General features: G+C 60.6%; 15 protein-coding genes. 5 read left to right on the forward strand and 10 right to left on the reverse strand.

The genetic code is table 11. The annotated features are described in order from the left end of the window. Window positions 1–92 precede the first annotated feature (92 nt). The 3 genes from X265_RS05170 to X265_RS05180 all read right to left on the reverse strand — a co-directional run bounded on the left by X265_RS05170 (window position 93) and on the right by X265_RS05180 (window position 8,307). Window positions 93–4,505, reverse strand: coding sequence for an nSTAND1 domain-containing NTPase (locus X265_RS05170; RefSeq protein ID WP_128963918.1), 4,413 nt, complete (start codon window positions 4,503–4,505; stop codon window positions 93–95). A gap of 119 nt (window positions 4,506–4,624) precedes the next feature. Beyond that, window positions 4,625–6,034 carry a M15 family metallopeptidase gene (locus X265_RS05175; RefSeq protein ID WP_164938434.1) on the reverse strand — a complete coding sequence of 470 codons (1,410 nt, stop codon included), beginning with the start codon at window positions 6,032–6,034 and terminating at the stop codon, window positions 4,625–4,627. 713 nt (window positions 6,035–6,747) lie between these two features. Beyond that, window positions 6,748–8,307: a tetratricopeptide repeat protein gene (locus X265_RS05180; protein WP_128963920.1), complete on the reverse strand. Its 1,560-nt coding sequence runs from the start codon at window positions 8,305–8,307 to the stop codon at window positions 6,748–6,750. A gap of 471 nt (window positions 8,308–8,778) precedes the next feature. Between X265_RS05180 and X265_RS05185 the strand changes: the two genes are divergently transcribed. Next, window positions 8,779–10,074, forward strand: a complete 1,296-nt coding sequence (locus X265_RS05185) for a TRAFs-binding domain-containing protein (protein ID WP_128963921.1) — start codon at window positions 8,779–8,781, stop codon at window positions 10,072–10,074. A 34-nt stretch (window positions 10,075–10,108) separates the two neighbouring features. Then, window positions 10,109–11,281, forward strand: coding sequence for a patatin-like phospholipase family protein (locus X265_RS05190; protein ID WP_128963922.1), 1,173 nt, complete (start codon window positions 10,109–10,111; stop codon window positions 11,279–11,281). 29 nt (window positions 11,282–11,310) lie between these two features. Here the strand turns inward: X265_RS05190 and X265_RS05195 are convergent, their stop codons facing one another. Then, on the reverse strand, window positions 11,311–11,847 hold the full coding sequence (locus X265_RS05195; protein ID WP_244659264.1) for a hypothetical protein: 537 nt from the start codon (window positions 11,845–11,847) through the stop codon (window positions 11,311–11,313). A gap of 217 nt (window positions 11,848–12,064) precedes the next feature. Beyond that, complete coding sequence (locus tag X265_RS42205; RefSeq protein WP_128963924.1) at window positions 12,065–12,232, reverse strand: 4a-hydroxytetrahydrobiopterin dehydratase; 168 nt, start codon at window positions 12,230–12,232, stop codon at window positions 12,065–12,067. A 325-nt stretch (window positions 12,233–12,557) separates the two neighbouring features. Between X265_RS42205 and X265_RS05205 the strand changes: the two genes are divergently transcribed. Beyond that, window positions 12,558–13,610 carry a TIR domain-containing protein gene (locus tag X265_RS05205; RefSeq protein ID WP_128963925.1) on the forward strand — a complete coding sequence of 351 codons (1,053 nt, stop codon included), beginning with the start codon at window positions 12,558–12,560 and terminating at the stop codon, window positions 13,608–13,610. Between the two features lie 478 nt (window positions 13,611–14,088). On the opposite strand, the gene X265_RS05210 is transcribed toward X265_RS05205, so the two are convergent. Further along, window positions 14,089–15,275, reverse strand: a protein-coding gene (locus X265_RS05210; RefSeq protein WP_128963926.1) for an IS3 family transposase whose coding sequence is annotated in 2 segments (ribosomal slippage) — window positions 14,089–15,023 and window positions 15,023–15,275 — 1,188 coding nt in all. Because the reading frame shifts where the segments join, the coding sequence is not laid out codon by codon here. Between the two features lie 396 nt (window positions 15,276–15,671). Here X265_RS05210 and X265_RS05215 point away from each other — a divergent pair. Next, on the forward strand, window positions 15,672–16,427 hold the full coding sequence (locus tag X265_RS05215; protein ID WP_128963927.1) for an outer membrane protein: 756 nt from the start codon (window positions 15,672–15,674) through the stop codon (window positions 16,425–16,427). A gap of 80 nt (window positions 16,428–16,507) precedes the next feature. After that, window positions 16,508–16,810 (forward strand): DUF6916 family protein, encoded by a 303-nt coding sequence (locus X265_RS05220; protein ID WP_128963928.1) that lies wholly within the window; start codon window positions 16,508–16,510, stop codon window positions 16,808–16,810. 54 nt (window positions 16,811–16,864) lie between these two features. On the opposite strand, the gene X265_RS05225 is transcribed toward X265_RS05220, so the two are convergent. Genes X265_RS05225 through X265_RS05240 form a run of 4 tightly spaced genes read right to left on the reverse strand, consistent with a single transcriptional unit; the run spans window position 16,865 to window position 18,974 of the window. Beyond that, complete coding sequence (locus tag X265_RS05225; RefSeq protein ID WP_128963929.1) at window positions 16,865–17,410, reverse strand: GNAT family N-acetyltransferase; 546 nt, start codon at window positions 17,408–17,410, stop codon at window positions 16,865–16,867. Window positions 17,411–17,420: 10 nt separating this feature from the next. Beyond that, the gene (locus X265_RS05230; protein WP_128963930.1) at window positions 17,421–17,945 is read right to left on the reverse strand and encodes a phage tail protein; all 525 of its coding nucleotides are present in this window, start codon (window positions 17,943–17,945) and stop codon (window positions 17,421–17,423) included. A gap of 7 nt (window positions 17,946–17,952) precedes the next feature. Beyond that, complete coding sequence (locus X265_RS05235; protein WP_167506280.1) at window positions 17,953–18,426, reverse strand: phage tail protein; 474 nt, start codon at window positions 18,424–18,426, stop codon at window positions 17,953–17,955. Window positions 18,427–18,467: 41 nt separating this feature from the next. Beyond that, a complete protein-coding gene (locus X265_RS05240) occupies window positions 18,468–18,974 on the reverse strand; it encodes a phage tail protein (RefSeq protein WP_128963932.1) in 507 nt (168 codons plus the stop codon). Between the last annotated feature and the right edge of the window lie 25 nt (window positions 18,975–18,999).

The following is an 18,999-nucleotide window of genomic DNA, read 5'->3' on the forward strand; positions in this document are numbered from 1 at the left end:
CCGTTGCACGAGAAACCTACATCTAACGGCATGATTTTAGCAACGCGAATGCATCGATCATGAATTTGTTCAACATTGCCGGGCATCTCAAGCTATCGGCCCGGCGTGGTGCAAGGAGCAGCCGGCGTGCCGCCGAGATAGTATTCGACCTCGTCTTGCGTCAACGTCCGTCCTGCGGCCGCGCAAGCCACCTGGACTAGGTCATCCAGGCGCAGCCGCCAAAGGCGCACCGTGCCGTCGTACGCCCCGGAAACGAGCCAGCGTCCCTCCGGGCTGAATGCGATGTGGGGCACCGAACCTTCATGTCCGCGCAGGGTAACCGGCGCAACGCCCGGCTCGTCGGGACGCCATAATCGGATCGTCCGATCCTCCCCGGCGGTGGCGAGCCATCGGCTATCCTGGCTGAAGCCGACAGCCAAGATTCTTCCGGCATACCCCTTGAGATGCACTACCGGGGAAGTCGCTGGCGCGCGCAGGTCAAGCAAGGCCGCGCTGCCGTCCCAAGACGCGAAGGCCGCCCATCGATCGTCCGGGCTGAACACGGCGCGGAACACGCGGTCCTTGAAGTCGATCTCGCGGACCAGTTTCGGCGACGCCTCGGGCGCCAACTCCCACAACCGTCCCTTCGTATCTATGCTGGCGGTGACGGCCCAGCGCCCATCGCTGCTAAGCGACATCTGGTAGACGACGTCGTCATGCGGCAGCCGCACCGGGGTCGCGCAGGGGTTCTCGCTCGCCAGACTCCAGAGGTAGGCAGCCGTGTCATGAGCAGCGGTCGCCAAGAATTTGCCATCACCGCTGAACGCGAGCTCTCGAACCGAACTTCTCGGTCGGCAGTGGTGCCGTGGCGTCAGCGAGGGCGTGTCGGCGGAGACGTCCCACAGATCCAGACTCGACCGCTGACCGGCAAAGGTACCGCTGACGAGCCAGTGGCTGTCGGGGCTGAAACGCAAGGTGCGATCGTCGCTTGATCCCTCTTGAACCATCACCAGCGGGGGCCTCGCGAGGTCGCGCAAGCTCCAAACGCTGATGCGCCCCTGGTCCTGGCTTTTGGCGGCCATCCAGCGACCGTCGGGGCTGAACGCGATCGAGCGCGCGAACCCCGGCATTGCCAGCATGTGTGGTGGCGCACGCAGGTTTTGCGTCGACCACAGCACGAGCCGATCGTCACTATCGCTGGACGATGCGATCCATTGGCCGTCCGCACTCACGGCCATGCCCCTAACCGGGCCGACCGGCGCCCGCAGCACGAGTGGTTCCGGCCCCGGGTCAGGCAGGCTCCACAGGCGTGCCGATTCGCCTTCTCCCCAACTCAGCAAGTAGCCGGTGTCGACTCCAGGTGAGAAGCGGAGCGCTGCAATCGACAAGTCGTGCCCGCGCAGCGGCATTGCGCGCAGCCCGGGATGCACCAAGTCCCAGAGGTACAAGCTACCGTCGGCTGCCGCGCTGGCCAGCCAGTGTCCATGGCCGCCGAATCCGACGACCGTTACCGGCCCGCCATGGCCAGAGAGAATAATGGGATTACGTAGCTCGTCCGGGTCGCCCGCCAAACGCCACAGGCGCACGTCGGTCGAACCAAGGCTGCCAAGCGCGAGCCACCGGCCGTCGGCGCTAATGTCGAGCGTCGTGATCCAGCCGCCGCCGCTTGCGTAGGTCCCGACCACGCTCGCTGGAGGGGCGGGCTGGGTCAGATCCCACAACTCAGCGACATATCCGTACGCCGCCGCCAACCTGGTGTCGTCCGCTGAGAAGGCGATGGCCAGGAGCGATGGTTCAGCCAGCTTAGTCTCGGGGACGAGCAGTTTCGGTCCGCGCGCCGCGCCTTGCGCTGACAGGTCCCATAGCCGCACCGGTGCGACAGAGTTGTCCTTGCAAGCGCCAGTGCAGGTGGTGGCCAACCAGCGGCCCTTAGGGCTGAACATGACCGTGGTGACAGGCACTTCGTCCCGCCAAGCCGGATCACATGGCGTTTCCTCCGGCCCGTCGGCCAGCCAGCGCCAGAGGCACAGGTGACCCGATTCGGTGCCGAAGGCGACCCATTGCCCATCGGGGCTCGCGGCCAGCGCACGGATCGCGCCCATTGCCTTCACCGAGATAACGGGGCCGGCGACGGGCGAGGCGGCGTCGATCTGCCACAATCGCAACGTGCCGTCGCTCCCGGCGCTGACCAGACGACGGCCGTCCCCGGCGAACACAAGGCCAGCAACGGGGCCGTGGTGGCCAGCAAGATCGTGGGCCGCGGAGTGCGGACCCGACGCTGTCAGGTCGTGCAGGCGGACCGATCCATCGGCAGTGCCGATGGCCAGCCAACGCCGGTCTGGCGAGTAGGCCGCGACCGCCACATCCGTCGTGTGACCATCCAGGGGCATGCCTGTGGCACGTAGTTGCTGGCGTACCCCGTCGATCGCGCCGATCAGGCCGCGTCCGTCGCTCGGCTGCAACGTCGCCGCATGCACGGCGAGCAGCAGGCTGCGCTGGGGGGCAGACGAGGGGTCGCTGGTATGACGGGCGATAGACTGGACCTGCACGACCCGAGACTCGTTGTCTTTGGCGGTCTTTTGCGCAGTCCTCGCCTCTTGCTCCGAATGAAGCGCAGCGGTCGCACTGGTTTGCGCGTGCTGTTCCGATTCCCGTGCTTGCAAGAATAGCATTACTGCCCCGGCTGCGATGATGGCCAATACCAAGGCAGCTGCGATCGAACCCCAGGTGATGATTCGCCGCGTCCTTTCTTTGCGGAGGGTCTCGGCTTCGGCGCGCGCTGTGCTGGCCTGAATGAACGCGCGCTCCTGCGCACTCAGCTGGTTCGGATACTCGATCAACCACCTGCGCGCGCGACTGAGCTTCAGTCCAGTCAGGAGAGCCGTGGCCTTGTCCGGCTTCGCCGCCTGGTCCCAGTCGCGCAAATCCTGCTCAAGCTGCTGCTTGCCGATCAGGAACGCGCGAGCGGAATCCAACCAGGATTTCAGTAGCGGCCATTTGCGCAATAGCGCCTCGTGCGCAACTTCGACCGCGCGCGCCTCGCCGTCCTGACGTACGATCAGGAGGCGCGCATTCGCGAGCCGCTCCAGCAACGGTTGAGCTTTGGTCGGCAACTCGTCCAGCCGTGCCGGACGGCGGGCATATTCACCCTGGTCATTGACGCGCACCATCGCCGGTACGAACGCCTCGCGCAGCGCCACCAGCTCGTCGTCCGCCGGCTCCGCTTCGGCCAGCACCGCGTCGGCAGCCTTTCGCACCGCGTTTTCCAGCGGCGTGAGCCCCGCCCTTTCGTCGCCGAGCGCATTGTAGCTGTCAAGACTGAGCACCTTGTTCGACGACCGGTCCCAGAGTTCGCGCAGCGCAAAGGCCAGAAGCGGAAGCGCGTCCTCCGTCGCTGCGTCTCGAGCGGCCTGCTGAACGAAGGTCTCTTCGACGTTGACGCCCGCCACCTTCGCCGGCCCCTGGATGATCTGCGGGATGCGTGTCAACGGCATCGGTCCAAGCGAGAATTCCTCAAACCGTGCCGTCAGCTGCGCCGCCGACTGAAGGCGCCCCAGGTAGTCCGACCTGACGGCCGCGATCGCCATGAACGGCAGGCTCTCGGAGAGCGCCTGGCTGAGAATTTCGAGAAAACGCCGTGCCTCGTCCGGATCGGCGACACCGAACAATTCCTCCGCCTGGTCGATGGGGATCAGGATCTGCGCTTCGCTTGCGCCCCCTTTAACGCGCAGGTCGTTAGCGAAGTCAGCGAGCGAGCGCGCGGCGTCGGGACCCAAGAGATCGTCCTTCAGCTTGCGCCAGTCGGCGCCGGACGCCCCGGCCAACGCCACTGCCAGTTCGTCGACCGGATGCAATCGCGGTCGCATCGGCGGTGTGACAATCCAATTGCGGCCGGCGCGTTTCAGCCGGGGAACAACGCCGGCCCGCAGCAGGGAGGATTTGCCGGATCCGGACGACCCGAGGAGCGCGATCAACTTGGCGCCGCCCTGAGCCCGGCGTGCGTCGAGCCGCTCGATCAGGCGGCGGATGTCGTCATCGCGGCCGAAATAGATCGCAGCATCTTCTTCTTGGAAAGCGAGCAGACCGGGAAACGGCGGGCGATTGGCGTCCCATTTGAAGCCGCCTTGGGCGTCAAGCGCGATCCGCACGAGCTCGCGCGAGAGCCGTTCGAGCCCGCCCTCGCGATCGCTGAGCAGATTGAGCGCTTGGATGTCGGGCGATATCTGAGCGTCACCAGTCGGTGTCTCAATGACAAGGAAGATCGCCTTGCCGAGCGCGCGCGCCTGCGTGAACTCGGCGAAACACCATTTTGAGGCCAGCCAGTTCGGCGTCTGAATGATGATGACGGCCTGGGACTGCTCGACCTCCCGGTAGAGCGTCTTCTCCCAGTCGGCTCCGGGCGCAATGCCGGCCGTCTTGTCGAAGTCGAGAAACGTTGCCTCGAACCCTTGGCTCGCGAGCCAGGCTTTCATCCGCGCGGCCGACTCATCGTCGCGGCTCGAATGAGAGATAAATATGCGAGCCATGGGGCGTTTCCCAGTTCTGGACTCGTTTCACGACCCGATCGTGCGGCGAGCGCCCCAAGACGTCGCCGCTCGACTGACCGAAGTTCTCACACTCGGACCAGGTGGTTTTTGTTCTTAAGTCAGGCCCGGAAGTTAGATGCCTGAACCTGCTGTGCCACGTCTTTCAAGTGCGCCGCGAGGGCATCGGCAATCTTAGTCGGATCACTCCCTGCTCCCGCGATATCGTCACCCATCTTGAGAAGTCCCGTTAGCACCGGCAGTACTGGGATCAACACTTTCAACTGCGGCACGAATATCGAGATGACAGGCAAAATGTTCGTAGCGAGTTGCACGAATACTTCCAGCTGCTTGTTGACGTCAGCAAGCTGGCTGAGATCCACGTTTTTCGGGAGAGTGAGTTGACCGTTCCCGCCCTGCTTAATGATTTGGTCGATCTGCAGGGCAGCCCCATTTTTGTGAATTAGACCATCGAGCTGGTTTTTGATCGCCTGCAATTCATTGAGAACATTCAACTGTGGAATATGGGTAGTGGATGCATCAGACATTGGTTCTGCTCCTGTTGTATCGAAGAACCAGACGACTTGGCCTTTGCCGTCGAGACCGATCGCCGCCGCTGCCGCCGGCGTGAGATCAATACCGGCGCCGTTCGTCCGGCGTCCCGACATGTCGGTGCCGGCCTCGGCCTGCGGGCGCGCAGCGGTCATCCAGTAAGGGTCGTTAATGTTCCAGGGACCAACATCCACGATGGGACACACGACAGATTTGCCGTTTGCCGATACTGTGACTTTAGGTCGCGGCCCGCGAAATTTGAAGGGCAGTGCAACGCCCGGATGTTTGGCCCAGTCGGGACCGACGTCGGGGTACGCGACCGGCTGGTCGTCTTGCGGGCCACCAAACACTGTTCCGGTCACAGTGAATTTTGTGTTCGCGGTTAAGTGTGCGCTGGAATTCGATATCGAAGCTGGCTGTTGTTGTCCAAGCGGCGCATCGGCGTGTCGGTTGAATGTCGCCTGAAAGTGCATGGGGTCGGGCGTTCCCGAGAAATCCCCTCCCCAAGACCAACCCTCCGCAAGAAATGCATCAATTGCCCAGCGTGGCAGCATTCGACCGTTATCATGCCAGGGCGCGCCATTTGGGTTCTCCGCGGCGGCGAGGTCGATTGCCGCGCCATAAGCGTGCAATGACAATCGCGACGGGGAATTGACGTTCACGCGGAAATTATAAGAACCGTCGAACTCGTCTAGGTGTGCTGCCTTGATCTTCGCTGGATCCCGCCCGGCGGATTCCCAGATTGCATTGAGAATACGGGTCAGAGAGTCCTTGCATTTCTTGTGTACCGTGATCTGGGAGACAGCGCCGCCGTCCGATCGCATCGCCCAGGGCGGTACGATCTTGGTCAAGTTTTCTTGGGCCCATGCCGAGTTGGCTCGGCCACCAGCTCCGCGCGGGTCGCCGTAGAAATTGTCCAGCTCTCCCGAGATCCATTCGCGCGGCCATTCCTGTTTGGACAACGAGGGAAAGGTTGGCATGTTGGCACCTGCTTGTTCTAGTCCGGACGGGGCAGATCGCTGCCGCGTACTATCGCCTTTCGGGGAGGCTCGGCGCCGTTTCCCCTTGTTTGGAATCGAGGTGGACGTCATCCTGAGCAGAAGAGCGAATAGCTTCCGCAGCCAGTGCGACAAATTGAAATCGAGATACTTCGCCATGACCGTCGGGGGCTGCCAAAATGATTACCGGCGATCGCCGGTGTACCCGCACGCAAGCCGATGCGTGGTTGATAGCGGTCCGACAATGTTACAGTCGTATTTGCATCATATTGCATTGCGCCCCTCCTATGCGCGGGAGACACCCAGCCTTCGCGCACTTTCAATCGGTACAGCGGCGATCATCTTGAAATAATTCTGTCGTCCCTCAACCCATCCCTTCAAAGGTAACGAGAACTGCCGTAAAGCATGTGGTGGTCCAGCCACCTTCTCAAATAGCCTACAAGCTAGTTCAGAGGGCTGTTTGTGAAGTATCTCTCACTTTCTTGCTTTTTTGCCGGAGGCGAACGAGACCCGAAAGGAATGCAAATAGCTGATCCTACAGCTGCAACGGGGCGAGCAGGACGAGCCAGGGGTCGGTTGGTCGCCAGCGGCGTTGCTCCCGGTTGCGGAGGGTTTTAACCAAAACGTCCAGCACTTGAGCAAACGGGCGATGGGTCGCTTCGACGCTGCGGACACCCTTCCGAATCGCGGCCACGTCAATGCTGTCCGGCTTCGCCTCGCAAGACGCGCACCTTCGCCTGCAGCTCTGGACGCCACTCCGGGTCCGCCATATTCATTGCCAGAATCGCTTCGATGTTGTCCGCGGCTTCCGCTGGCGCCCCAAGACGTTCGAGCACGCGCGCGCGTCCCTCTAGGGCGCGGAAGCGCTGCGAGCTCGATACATCAGCCCAGGCAAGCACGGCCGTGAAATCGTTGCGAGCATCCTCGAGCTTGCCGAGCTTTTCATACTGCACACCGCGATTGAATCGGGCTTGTGCCGCCGCGCGCGGATGATCCGCTTGCCGCTCGATAACCTGCGTCCAGTCTGCGATCGCCGCCGCCACTTCTCCAACGCTCGTAAAATGGAGCGCGCGATAGTTAAGCGCGCTCAGTCGCAGGTTGACATCCGGCTGGGAGTCGAGGATGTGCGTGTAGTCGTCGATTGCGCCCCGAAGGGCCTCCGATGTGCCCCGCTTGGCCTGAAGCACCGCCCGTGTGAATCGATGCACGACCTCATACGCCTTGTCTGGCGCCAATCTGACCGCTTCATCCATATCGGCCACTGCCGAATCGAGGTCACCTCCCGCGTCGTGCGCTAACGCGCGCGCCGCGTGGAGGCGATCCATGAGATCACCGCCTTGCGCGATCGCCTTGGTCAACAGCGCCACCGCCTCATCGGTCTCGTTGAAGCGCGCGAGCATGGTGCCGCGACGCAACAACGCGTCGGTGCTCAAGGACTCGATCGCGGGGGATAGTCGTCGTGAGCGCTCGACGATAAGTTGCATGGCCTCGAGCAGGGCGCGGCACGGGCGGCGGACCGGGCCGTGTCCGTCGTCCTGCAGGCTCCGCAGCGCAGGCTCGGCTTCGGCCCACCAGTCCTCGATCAACACACGCAGCTGTTCGCGTGTCGCGCTGGCGGTCACCTTGTCCGCAAGCGCATCGAGATTGGGCTCGCGCATGTAGTCATCCTCGTTGACGAGCCCGTCGCGCAGCTTGAAGGAGGTTAGCGGTTCGTGGCCGAAAGCCGGCAAGGCATCGAGCACCATGCTTCCGATCGGGTCATGCCGGTTCCGCAACTCGGCGATGTTGCACGCAAGCCAGAGCAGCTCGGCGATCGACTCTCCCGCGCTGGTGATCCAGCTATCATTGGGGTCTGTGCCGTGGATTTGGTAGCGACAGATCACGTTCAGACCGCCAGGCTCGTCTTCCTCGTACGTCAGAGCCCAACGCAGCAGCACCACCGGAAGCTGAAGGCTCGCAAGCATCTGGAGCTCGATGGCGGCTCCCTCGCTCGGCCGGCCATCACGCGGCGGGATCACCAAAACGGCCGAGCACGCGTTCAGCATCACGCGAAGCACGGCCTGATCGACCTCGGGAGCGCGCCCGTCCGGGGCAATTGCCCGCTCCACCCAGCTCCAGTCTTCATACTCATGCGCGAAGCGCCCCAGCTCCTCAAGACCGTGCTTCACGGCTAACGCGAACTTCGCTTCGATGGGTTGGCTTTTCGAGAACACGATGAAAACGTCGCGCTTTCTCGGCTGCTGGGAAGTGCTCATAGGAATCACCCTTCTCTCGAGAATCCCTGGAGTTTCCTCGTGACTACGGCGCCGTGCTGGCAAAAAGAAAGTCCGAAGCCGAACGACGCTGCTGGACGGAAGAGGGCAACGAAAACGGGCACAATATCTCTGGCTCCGTGGCAATGGATGACCGCGGAATTACCTGGGACCATTAGTACCTAGCTTTGGGCGGTTTTGAAATCCGACCGGTGGCCACAGTCGGCCGACGGCTTGGTGCACTGCATGCTGGCCGCTGGAAGGATATCTGGGCCTGAAGAACCTCGAAGTCGGCCAAGGCAGCGACCGACTGCTAACGCGAATTGCAACCCGATCGTCAACGACGAACTGCAAAACTTCCGGCTTCTATCTTGCAAACGCACCCGTTCTGGTTTAGACATGTGATTATTTCAGAAGCAACGATTTATTGCCAACGTCTCCACGCTGCGGCTCGTCAGCCGGCCGGAGGATACTATGGGTGGTAGCTGTTTTGTGATTATGGGCTTTGGCGAGAAGACCGATTTCCAGTCGAATCCTCAACGTGTTTTGAACCTAGATAAAACTTACGAAAATATCATCAAGCCAGCAGTGGAAGATGCCGGCCTCACCTGCATTCGCGCCGACGAGATCATTCATTCCACCGTCATCGACAAGCCGATGTACGATAATCTGCTCGCGGCGGATCTGGTCGTTGCAGACCTCTCCACGGCGAACGTCAACGCGGCCTACGAGCTCGGTGTTCGTCACGCGCTTCGGCCGTACCGGACCATCGTGCTCGCGGAGAAGAATTTCAGCTTCCCATTCGATCTCAGTCATCTCAGCATTATGAGATACGAACACCTCGGGAAGGATATCGGCGCCAGTGAAGCGAAGAAGGTCACGCGGGAGCTGAAGGAGAAGATCGTTGCGCTAATGGACGATTCCGAGCCCGATAGCCCGGTCTTTGTTTTCATCCCCTCACTGCAGCCTGCAAGCCTTACCAAGGCGGCAGTGGCCGCCGCCGCACCTACGCCCGAGCGGATCGACCAGAACAGCTTCGCCGAATTGCTCGCGAGCTTCCGCGCCGAGAAGGACAGCATCAAGTCGACCGAGGACTGGGCCGCGCCACTGGCCCTTCTGAAACGTTTGAGGAAGATGCAGCCAGACGATCCCTACATCGTCCAGCAACTCGCACTCGCAACGTACAAGTTCCAACAGCCGGACAAGAAGACATCGCTTGTAAATGCCAAGAATATTCTGGCCGCACTCGCGCCGCAGACGTCGAGTGATGCCGAAACTGTAGGACTGTGGGGCGCCATCCACAAAAGGCTGTGGGAAGAGATCGCGAATCCCCAAGACCTCGATGAAGCGGTTCGGGCTTATGCCAGAGGCTACTACATCAAAAACGACTATTACAACGGCATCAACTACGCATTCATGCTCAATGTTCGCGCGTTTCACAGGGCCGGCGATGAAGCTCTGGCGGACCGGGTTCTCGCCCGGCGCATTCGGGCGGATGTTCTGGTTATTTGCGACCAGCTGTTGCAGATAGAATCGGTCACAGACAAGGAGAAGCCTTTGTACGCTAATCCTGGACTGGGGAGCGACGATCCATTTTGGATTCAAGCAACAAAGGTTGAAGCCCTGTTCGGGTTGGGTCGGAAGGACGAAGCGGACCTTCTCAAAGCCCAGATCTTTGCCAAAGAACGCGAGAGGCTTGATAAGGCGGGTTGGATGGAAGACAGCCTAAACGAGCAGTTGAAGAAACTGGGCGCCCTGTTGGTTGCCTGACGAGATCGAAACGCGACAGCAATCGAGGTGACACATGCCCCATCTCAACAACTGGCAGGAAAAATTCGCCACCGAACGCCCGCGCCGGCTGCTGGCGCTCGACGGCGGCGGCATCCGTGGCGTGATGTCGCTCGAAATCTTGCGCAAGATCGAGGAGGACCTGGCGGCGGCCACCGGCAAAGGTGCTTCATTCCGCCTTGGGGATTTCTTCGACTATATCGGAGGCACCAGCACCGGGGCCATCATCGCGGCCGGCCTCGCGATCGGAAAATCAGTCCAGGAACTGGTCGATTTCTACGTCGAGACCGGGCCTATGATGTTCGAAAAGACATGGTTGATCGGCCGGCTGCGCAGTTTCTATCAGGCCGACCCGCTGCGGAAAAAACTGAACGAAGTGTTCGGGGATCGCAAGCTCGGCGCCGAAGACCTGCGTTCGCTGCTGCTGGTCGTCACGCGGAATGCAACGACGGATTCTCCGTGGCCGATCTCCAATAATCCCTTTGCCAAGTACAACGACCGCGGGCGCCCAGATTGCAACCTGCAAATTCCCCTATGGCAGCTGGTGCGGGCGAGTACGGCTGCACCGGTCTATTTCCCGCCGGAAATACTGGCCTGGGATGATAGCGACCCGGCAAAAACCTTTTTCTTCGTTGACGGCGGTGTCACGCCATATAATGACCCGGCATTCCAGCTGTTCCGGATGGCGACATTGCCGCAGTACCGGCTGAACTGGCCCACGGGCGAGACGAAGATGATGCTGATTTCGGTCGGCACGGGTGCGGCTGCGGCGGTCAGCCGCAACCTCAACGCAAGCGGACAATTGGCGCCGGTCAACGCCGCGCATCTCCCCGGCGTATTGATGGGAGGTGCTGCGATCGACCAGGACATCAATTGCCGTACCGTCGGCCGCTGCGTGTTCGGCGATGTCCTCGACCGGGAGATCGGCGATATGATTCCCCGGCGACCCGATCCGCTGACCGGAGATGTCATTCCGCTCACCGAGGATTGCGGCCGCCAGTTCCTTTATGCCCGCTACAATCCCGATGTGAGCCGGGAGGGCCTCGACGCGCTAGGGCTGAACCAAGTCAATCCTGATCACGTCCAGGCGCTGGACCAAATTGAGTACATCAAGGAGATGCAGTCGGTCGGGAAGGAATATGCCGCGAAGTTCGTCGACATGGCGCCGTTCCAACGTTTCGTGCAGTAGGGCTCACGAAAGCAAAGCTGACGGGTTAACTATTCCGCCTCAGGCCATAACTGCCGCGTGTCCAGCCAATGGATGCGGCCACTCTTGTTTTGCACCTCCTGCATCAGGTGCTGGGTCCCGCCGGGGCCGTCACCACCGACGCCATTCCACAAGCAGATGAAATCGACCTTCCCGGCGCCGTGACCCTCGGCTACCTGCAGCATCCACTGATTGTTGCGTTCGAACGGACTTTCGTCGTCCTTGAGCGGACCAAGCTCCTCGGTCGCGATGTGCATCGAGGCCCGCGACTTGGCGGCGAAATAACGCTTGCGCCACTCTGCACCGGCAAAGTTGACGGATTCCGCCAGAAACCTCTCTTCGTCGAACGGGAGATAGATCGCAAGATTCAATTTCCGGGCCAGCGCGGCCTCAGCGAACAGCAAATCCCCGCCACACGCGCCGCCGCATATCGCGAGATCGCCGGGCCCCGCTGCGATCCGATCGAGCACATCCCCGATCGCCTTGGCGGCAATCGGCTCCTTGTCTGCCGGAAAACGGGGCTTCTTGCGGCTCGGGCTGTCGATCATGTGGCCGCTGAAAAGTAGCACCTTGCGCGGTTGAGACGCCATCACTGAGTCCTCATCTTGTGCTCAGGAGTTTATCAGCGAAGCCCCGACATCAGCAGCGCACTATGAGCCAGCGGATATCCTGGCCGGAAATATTATTACTAGCAACGTGGAACATATGCGCTGGACCGATCGTGATGGCCCGCCGTTGGACCTGTCGGCGAACCGCGAGTATAGTCTACGGGTTCTTCGCCCTGATTTTTGGAGGGGGGAACCTGCTGCGCACCTCTTCAAGGTACTGCGCCAACTCGAGATCCATCACCGACGGCTTATGGCCGATATCCCATGTAGACAAATGCACATCGACAGAGCGCCAGATGTTTTCCCAGCGTGGGTGATGATCCATTTCACTAATTCGTTTTCTCGCGGAGTGACTGATGGTTTCGTTCCGATCGTTAAAGGAAGGGTACGAGCACAATTGGGCAAATTTGATTGTTCGGATGGAGCGAAGGGAACAGGCAACTGCAGCAGCCAATCGGCTTTTGAACGGAAAAGTTATCTATCAACAGATCGAATCCAAGAGCGGCGTGCCTTGGTGGTTCGTCGGGCTCTTCCATTACAGAGAATCTTACTGCAACTTCAAAACGTAGCTCGGAAATGGCCAAGCTTTGGATAAGACTACAACAATAGCTCCAAAAGGGCGGGGCCCATTCACCGGCGAAGATGCATTCGTGAATGGCGCCGTCGATGCCCTTACGCTGCAAGGTTTCCCTGCCGCGACTGATTGGAGTATTGCTCGGACTTTGTATTGTCTCGAGGGCCTCAACGGCTTTGGCTATCAATCAAGGGGAATAAACTCGCCCTATCTCTATGGGGGATCCAACCTCTACGGCCCGCCCGAGGCCAGAGGCGGCAAGTTCGTCCGCGATCATGTATTTGATCCGACCTTTGTCGACGCCCAACTCGGTGTTGCCACGATCCTCAAAACTCTCATGGAACTCGACCCGTCGGTCGAGTTGGGAGCGTTGCGCAGTTTGTCTCAAGCCGAAGAAACACTTACACAGCGCGCCCCATCCGTCGAGCAATCGCTCAACAATCTCAGAGCCGATCCCACTCTCGTCGCGCACGGAAGGAATGGGTCGAGACCGAGAGACGCGATTTCTGAATTCCACCAGCAAAGCCGATCGGCGGATAATCGTTTGATTTTCGTCAGCTATGCATCACCCGACAAAGATCGAGTCGTCAAATATTATGATTACCTGGTCTCGATAGGATACGACGTTTGGATAGATTGCCGTCGTTTGAAGGCGGGCCAAAACTGGGACTTCGAAATCAAACGTGCCCTAAATAGGGCAGCTATCATCATTGTCTTCATTTCAAATCAATCCGTAGATCGTCGCGGCTATGCCCAGCGAGAAATCAAGATCGCGCTGGATAAGGCTGAGGAAAAGCTAATCGACGATATCTACGTCATTCCCGTCCTGTTGAATGACGATGCGCCTTTACCGGATCAGATTAGGGGCATTCACATCGTCAAGGCCAGCGACCCTAGTTGCGAGGAGCAAATCAAAGATGCGATCTGCCATCAACTCGAACGTTTGGGAGAAAACATCTTACAAGCCCAACAAAGCGCTAATATCCGTTGGTCGCGGTCTACCCATCGAGAAGTTTGGGATGGTCTCCCCGGGTACGAAATCGAATATCAAGTATTGAGCTTTTCTTCAGATCAGTATTCGCACATCTCCGAGATCACAGACGTGATTAACCGAACTTTTCGGAGATGACCATGCCAACAGCGGGCTAGTCGTAAGCTACAATTGTTCCGCTTGTCGCATTTCACCGTCGGAAGAGCGGTCATCCAGCGGCTTCGCCTACTGGGCACGGTCTTGCCGATACAGATAGCGGTCGAGAAGCGACGGGTCACGAAGTCCCGATTGGGTCAAAGGCTGGCGCGATAGCCAGCATGACGTTGATAGGCGAACGCTGCCGCGATCCGTGTAATTCGGCATGCAAAATTTGCAAAACGATGACGTAGTTGCGGTCGATGCTCGGGAGGAAGGTACTCTCGCTGTAGTCGAGCTCTCGCAATCAATACGATTCGGAGCAGCTATGATGAAGCAATAGCTTGGGCTGGACGTCTCGCAGAGAGAAAGGACCATGTGCCAGCTTGCAATCGCCGAAACGTCGTTCTGAACCGGCGCACAGCCCTGCTTACTGCACCCGATCCACCGTCCGAAGCCGTAGTGACCTGCCACTGAGTTTTCATCCGGTGGCGGTTAGAGTCTCGGGGTTTTGTACGCCAAGTGGCGCGGGTGGAGCAACGGACGATCGGCGGAGCTGGTCGGGGTTGCGCAGCCGATCGTCCGTTGCGGTGAGGTGGGCGGCATAGGCCGCGGGGGTCAGGTATTTCAGCGACGAGTGAGGCCGCTGGAGATTGCAGTCGGCAACCCAGTTCGCGATCTTGGCGCGAGCATCGTCAAGTTCGAAGAACAGGGTCTCGTTGAGCAGTTCGTCGCGCATCCGGCCATTGAAGCTCTCGACAAAGCCGTTCTGCATCGGCTTTCCTGGTGCGATGAAGTGCCAGTCGATGGCTGCGTCCTTGCACCAGGCGAGCATGGCGTTGCAGGTGAACTCGGTGCCATGGTCGGACACGATCATTCCTGGCTTGCCCCGCCGCTCGACGATCGCCGTCAGTTCGCGGGCCACGCGCCGCCCCGAGATCGATGTGTCCGGAATGGCGCCCAGACATTCCTTGGTGACGTCGTCGACGATGTTGAGAATGCGGAAGCGCCGACCGTTGGCGAACTGGTCGTGGACGAAATCCAGCGACCAGCGCGCATTGGGCCTCGCCTCGACCAGGATCGGGGCACGGGTCCCCACGGCCTTGCGGCGAGCCCGCCGCTTGCGGACGGTGAGCCCTTCTTCCCGATAAAGCCGGTAGATCCGGTTGATCCCCGAGGCCTCTCCCTCCCGCCGCAGCAGGACGAACAGCCGGCGGTAGCCAAAACGTCGCCGCTCGTTGGCGAGGTCACGCAGCCGGCCGCGGAGAGCAACGTCCGGCGGACGGCTGGAGCGGTAACGAACCATCTTCCGATCCGCGCCCACGATCGAGCAGGCCCGCCGTTCCGACAGGCTCATGACGGCCTGCAGATGCGCGACAGCAGCGCGCTTGGCGGCGGGCCCTACCATTTTTTTGAAAGGAGCTCGCGAAGGGCGGCTGCATCGAGCATCTGCTCGGCAAGAAGCTTCTTCAGCTTCGCGTTCTCCTCCTCCAGGGCCCTCAGCCGCTTGGCCTCGGAGACATCCATGCCGCCGAATTTGCCCTTCCAGTTGTAGATCGTCGCTTCGGAGATCCCGTGCCTGCGAGCCAGATCGGCCGTCTTCGCCCCGGCCTCATGCTCCTTCAACACCGCGATAATCTGCTCTTCCGTAAACCTTGCTCGCTTCATCTGTCCGTCCTTCTTCAGGCCGGACTCTAACTCCTTCTGGAGGAAATACTCAGTGGCAGGTCAGTAGCGTCGAATGCCGCAATGAGGCCGTCGAAAATCGGATCAGAAAACTGATCAAGGACTGCAGGTGGTGACCTCCCCTGATCGACAGCAGTACATTTTAGTGGTACAAAGAGGGAATTGGGGAGCGTATTAAGTCTCTGATTTTGCTGGTCTCTTGAAGAAGCATGTCCAGTCCGCCCCTGGGCACCATTGCTCACCAAAAGCAGAAGATTCCCGTTCAGTGGTGATTTACGGTCGCAATAGCGGCCCACTTTAAGTTGCGTCTTGTTGTCTCCCGGCAACAGCCAGCTCCCGCGAATCCGGCTATCTTCGTCGATGTCGGAGGGGATCGAGATGAAGAAGCTGCTGCTGGGGGCCTTTGTTGTCGCTGCGTTGAATTTTGCCGGGCCGGCGTCCGCCGCCGACCTCGCAGCGCGCCCCTACACCAAGGCGCCGCCGATGCCGGTGGCCGCCGTGTATGACTGGACCGGATTTTACATCGGCGCTAACGGCGGCTGGGGATCAAGCCACAAGTGCTGGGACTTCACCACGCCCGCCGGCGTATTCGTCGCCAACGAGGGGTGCCATGATGCAACCGGCGCCGTTGCCGGCGGTCAGATCGGGTATCGCTGGCAGGCCAGCAACTGGGTGTTCGGCGTGGAAGCCCAGGGTGACTGGGCGGACCTCAAGGGCTCCAACACCAGCTTGGCGTTTGCGCCCTTCGTCAACGCTTCGCACGTCCGCGCATTTGGCCTCTTCACCGGGCAGCTCGGCTACGCCTGGAACAACGTGCTGTTCTACGTGAAGGGCGGCGCCGCCGTGACGGCCGACCGGTTTCATGTCGACACCGCAATCGGCGGGGTGCTGGCGGCGACTGCCGGCAACGACAACCGCTGGGGCGGCGCTGTTGGTGCGGGCTTGGAATTCGGCTTCGCGCCCGGCTGGTCCGCCGCGATCGAGTATGATCACCTCTTCATGCAGGATCGCCTGATCACGTTCACGGACACGACCGGCGCCTTCTTCGGCACCGACCGGATTCACCAGGACGTTGATCTCGTGACGGCACGCATCAATTATCGCTTCGGCGGTCCGGTGGTCGCCAAATACTAGGTGGACGCCACGCTGACGAAAGAAGGGCCGGCTCCTCGCCGGCCTTTTTCATGGGCAGGACGAAACAAGGAAGAGCGAAGATGGCGCCACCGGTGGATCTTGCGGCTCTCGCGATCGACGATTTCATCCCGCATCTCAACGCGACCTTCAATCTGCGCAGCGGCGAGGCCCTGGTGGCGCTCCGGCTGGCTCGCGTCGACCGCGCCGGCGCGAGCGGACGCGCCGGCGGCGCATTCTCGCTGTTGTTCGCAACGGCGCAGGGAGCCTGGTTGCCGCAGGCGATCTATCCTGTCGAGCACGCAGCATTCGGCACGATCGAGATTTTTCTGGTGCCGATCGGTCCGCTCGACGGCGGCAACGGCTATCAGGCGATCTTCACCTGAACCAAAGCGTCCGGGTTAGTCGCGGGGGAACATCGCACTTTTTCGTATCACGCTCTAATCGGCAGCAGCTGCCGGCGCGCGCCAGCGCATCAGGTCGTATACCCCCTTGTCTTCCTCGATCACGAAGCCGAGCCGGCGGTAGAGACGCATGGCCGGATTGAACTTTTCGACATGGATCGACACGTCTTTGCGGGCGCGCGCGGCGTCATCCAGCAAGTCGCGCAACAACGCCTGGCCAAGTCCCTTGCCGCGATGCTCCGGCAGCAGAGCGATGTCGATGATACGATACTGGCTCGGCCAGCGTTCGACGTAGAGACGGCCGATGTCGGTGCCGCCGTGCTCGATGATCAACCAGTCGGCATCAGGATAATGCTGCTGATAATGGACGTGCTGGGCCTGGAATTGCTGGCTGAGAAACGCATCTTTCACAGCCTGGCTCCAGGGCACGGGCGCAAGCTCTTCGGTGCGGGTCGAGGCGTAGACCCGGGCGAGGAAGGGTAAATCGGTCTCGGCAATGCGGCGGAAGCGGCATCCGGCCGAGGCCGCGCGCGCCCAGCCAAACATGGGCGCCGCGACTTCGATCGCCGGTGCGTCGCTCATGCGGCGTGCCCTAGCCCCGTGGTGGGAAGACGCCTTGCAGCGCGATGCAGAAATTCAGGGTCAGATAGGGCTGCATGTTGTTGTGCGGCAGGCCGCCGCCGGCGATGCCGATGGTCTGCGGTGACATCGTCACCAGGCTCGCCGCTGGTATATAGGCGTTGCCCTGTGCGGACTTTGCGAAAGAATTGCCGGTGGGCACGTTCGAATTGCCCGGGAAATTGGCTGGGGCGCTTTCGACGGCGTGCGAGTGTATGGGCATCTCTGTTTCAAGAAGCGTAACTGTTTCGGTCCCTCCCATCTCACCGAGGTCATGCAGTGAAAGGCCCGGCCCCTGGCCCGGGTGCATCGGCGCACTTCCCTGCATGTTGGGCAGCTGGAAATTGCTGATGCCGTTGCCGCCATAGGTGGTGCCGAGCAGGGAAAACAGCGCGGTATTCTGCGAGATCGGAAGCAACTGTCCATCGCAGAAAGCCCAGCCCTTGGGTGGGAAGTTGAAACCGAACATGCGGATTTCCGCGACAAACGGATCCATCAACGTGCTCCTAGGTCTGGCTCGGGAATATGCCGAACAACGAAATGATGAAGTCGACACACAGATAAGGCTGGAAATTGGTGTGCGGCTGGTCGCCCCCGGCGCTGCCGAGGAACTGCGCCGACATCGCAACAGTGGGTGTGGCGCTCAGGAACTGCTTGACCGCGCCAGATCTGCTCACGAGATTGTTCGCCGGGTTCGGCGAGTTGCTGACATCGGTCGAGCCGGCGAAGCTATGGCTGTGCTGGGGGATCTGGTTGGTCGTCAGGGTGACGCTCTCCACCCCGCCATTCTCGCCGATCTGGAAGCCGCCGCCGACGTGGATAGGAACGCGCCCGCGCAAATCCGGAAGCGCGAATGTGGATTGGCCGTCACCGCCATAAGTGGTGCCGATCAGCTGGAATAGCGCATCGTTTTCGGAGATCGCCTGGAGCGAGCCGTCGCAAAACGCCCAACCGACCGGCGCGAAGTTGCCGGCGAACATGCGAATCTCGCCTATGAAAGGTTGTGACAAGGGCAGCCCTCCTAGGTTTGCGACGGGAAGATGCCCTGCAGGGCGATGCTGAAATTGATGGTGAGGAAAGGCTGCATGTTCTGATGCGCCTGACTGCCGCCGACACTGCCGACGGTGGCCGTATTGAGTGGGGTCAGGTTCTGTGCAGCTCCGTACAGAAAGTTCGGCGCGGAATTGGCCAGCACGTTGCCCGCCGGCAAATCAACGGCCCCAGTGCTGCTGCTGGAGGCGTTCGCCTGATGCGTATGCGAGGGCGTTTCCGAAATCGTCAGCGTGTGGTTCTGCTCGCCGGCCTTCTCGCCGAGAGTATGACCATTGCCCACATGAACGGGAACTCGGCCCTGCAGATCAGGTAAGGCGAAATTGGTCTGGCCATTGCCCCCGAAGGTTGTGCCCAATAACGAGAACAGCGCCTGGTTCTGGTTGATGGGAATCAACTGTCCGTTGCAGAACGCCCATCCCTTCGGCGGGAAGTTGAAGGACATCATGCGGATTTCCGCAAGAAAAGGCTCAGACATCTCTTCCCCCCTGCACTACCTGACG

The sequence above is a fragment of the Bradyrhizobium guangdongense genome (genome assembly GCF_004114975.1).
GTDB classification, from domain to species: domain Bacteria; phylum Pseudomonadota; class Alphaproteobacteria; order Rhizobiales; family Xanthobacteraceae; genus Bradyrhizobium; species Bradyrhizobium guangdongense.

Excerpts from the sequence above, each read along its gene's own strand:
- X265_RS05190 (WP_128963922.1), top strand. The coding sequence starts at position 10,109 with ATGCCCCATCTCAACAACTGGCAGGAAAAATTCGCCACCGAACGCCCG.
- X265_RS05215 (WP_128963927.1), top strand. The coding sequence starts at position 15,672 with ATGAAGAAGCTGCTGCTGGGGGCCTTTGTTGTCGCTGCGTTGAATTTT.
- X265_RS05170 (WP_128963918.1), bottom strand. The coding sequence starts at position 4,505 with ATGGCTCGCATATTTATCTCTCATTCGAGCCGCGACGATGAGTCGGCC.
- X265_RS05240 (WP_128963932.1), bottom strand. The coding sequence starts at position 18,974 with ATGTCTGAGCCTTTTCTTGCGGAAATCCGCATGATGTCCTTCAACTTC.
- X265_RS05220 (WP_128963928.1), top strand. The coding sequence starts at position 16,508 with ATGGCGCCACCGGTGGATCTTGCGGCTCTCGCGATCGACGATTTCATC.
- X265_RS05225 (WP_128963929.1), bottom strand. The coding sequence starts at position 17,410 with ATGAGCGACGCACCGGCGATCGAAGTCGCGGCGCCCATGTTTGGCTGG.
- X265_RS05235 (WP_167506280.1), bottom strand. The coding sequence starts at position 18,426 with ATGTTCGCCGGCAACTTCGCGCCGGTCGGTTGGGCGTTTTGCGACGGC.
- X265_RS42205 (WP_128963924.1), bottom strand. The coding sequence starts at position 12,232 with ATGGATCATCACCCACGCTGGGAAAACATCTGGCGCTCTGTCGATGTG.
- X265_RS05180 (WP_128963920.1), bottom strand. The coding sequence starts at position 8,307 with ATGAGCACTTCCCAGCAGCCGAGAAAGCGCGACGTTTTCATCGTGTTC.
- X265_RS05185 (WP_128963921.1), top strand. The coding sequence starts at position 8,779 with ATGGGTGGTAGCTGTTTTGTGATTATGGGCTTTGGCGAGAAGACCGAT.
- X265_RS05195 (WP_244659264.1), bottom strand. The coding sequence starts at position 11,847 with ATGATCGACAGCCCGAGCCGCAAGAAGCCCCGTTTTCCGGCAGACAAG.
- X265_RS05175 (WP_164938434.1), bottom strand. The coding sequence starts at position 6,034 with ATGCCAACCTTTCCCTCGTTGTCCAAACAGGAATGGCCGCGCGAATGG.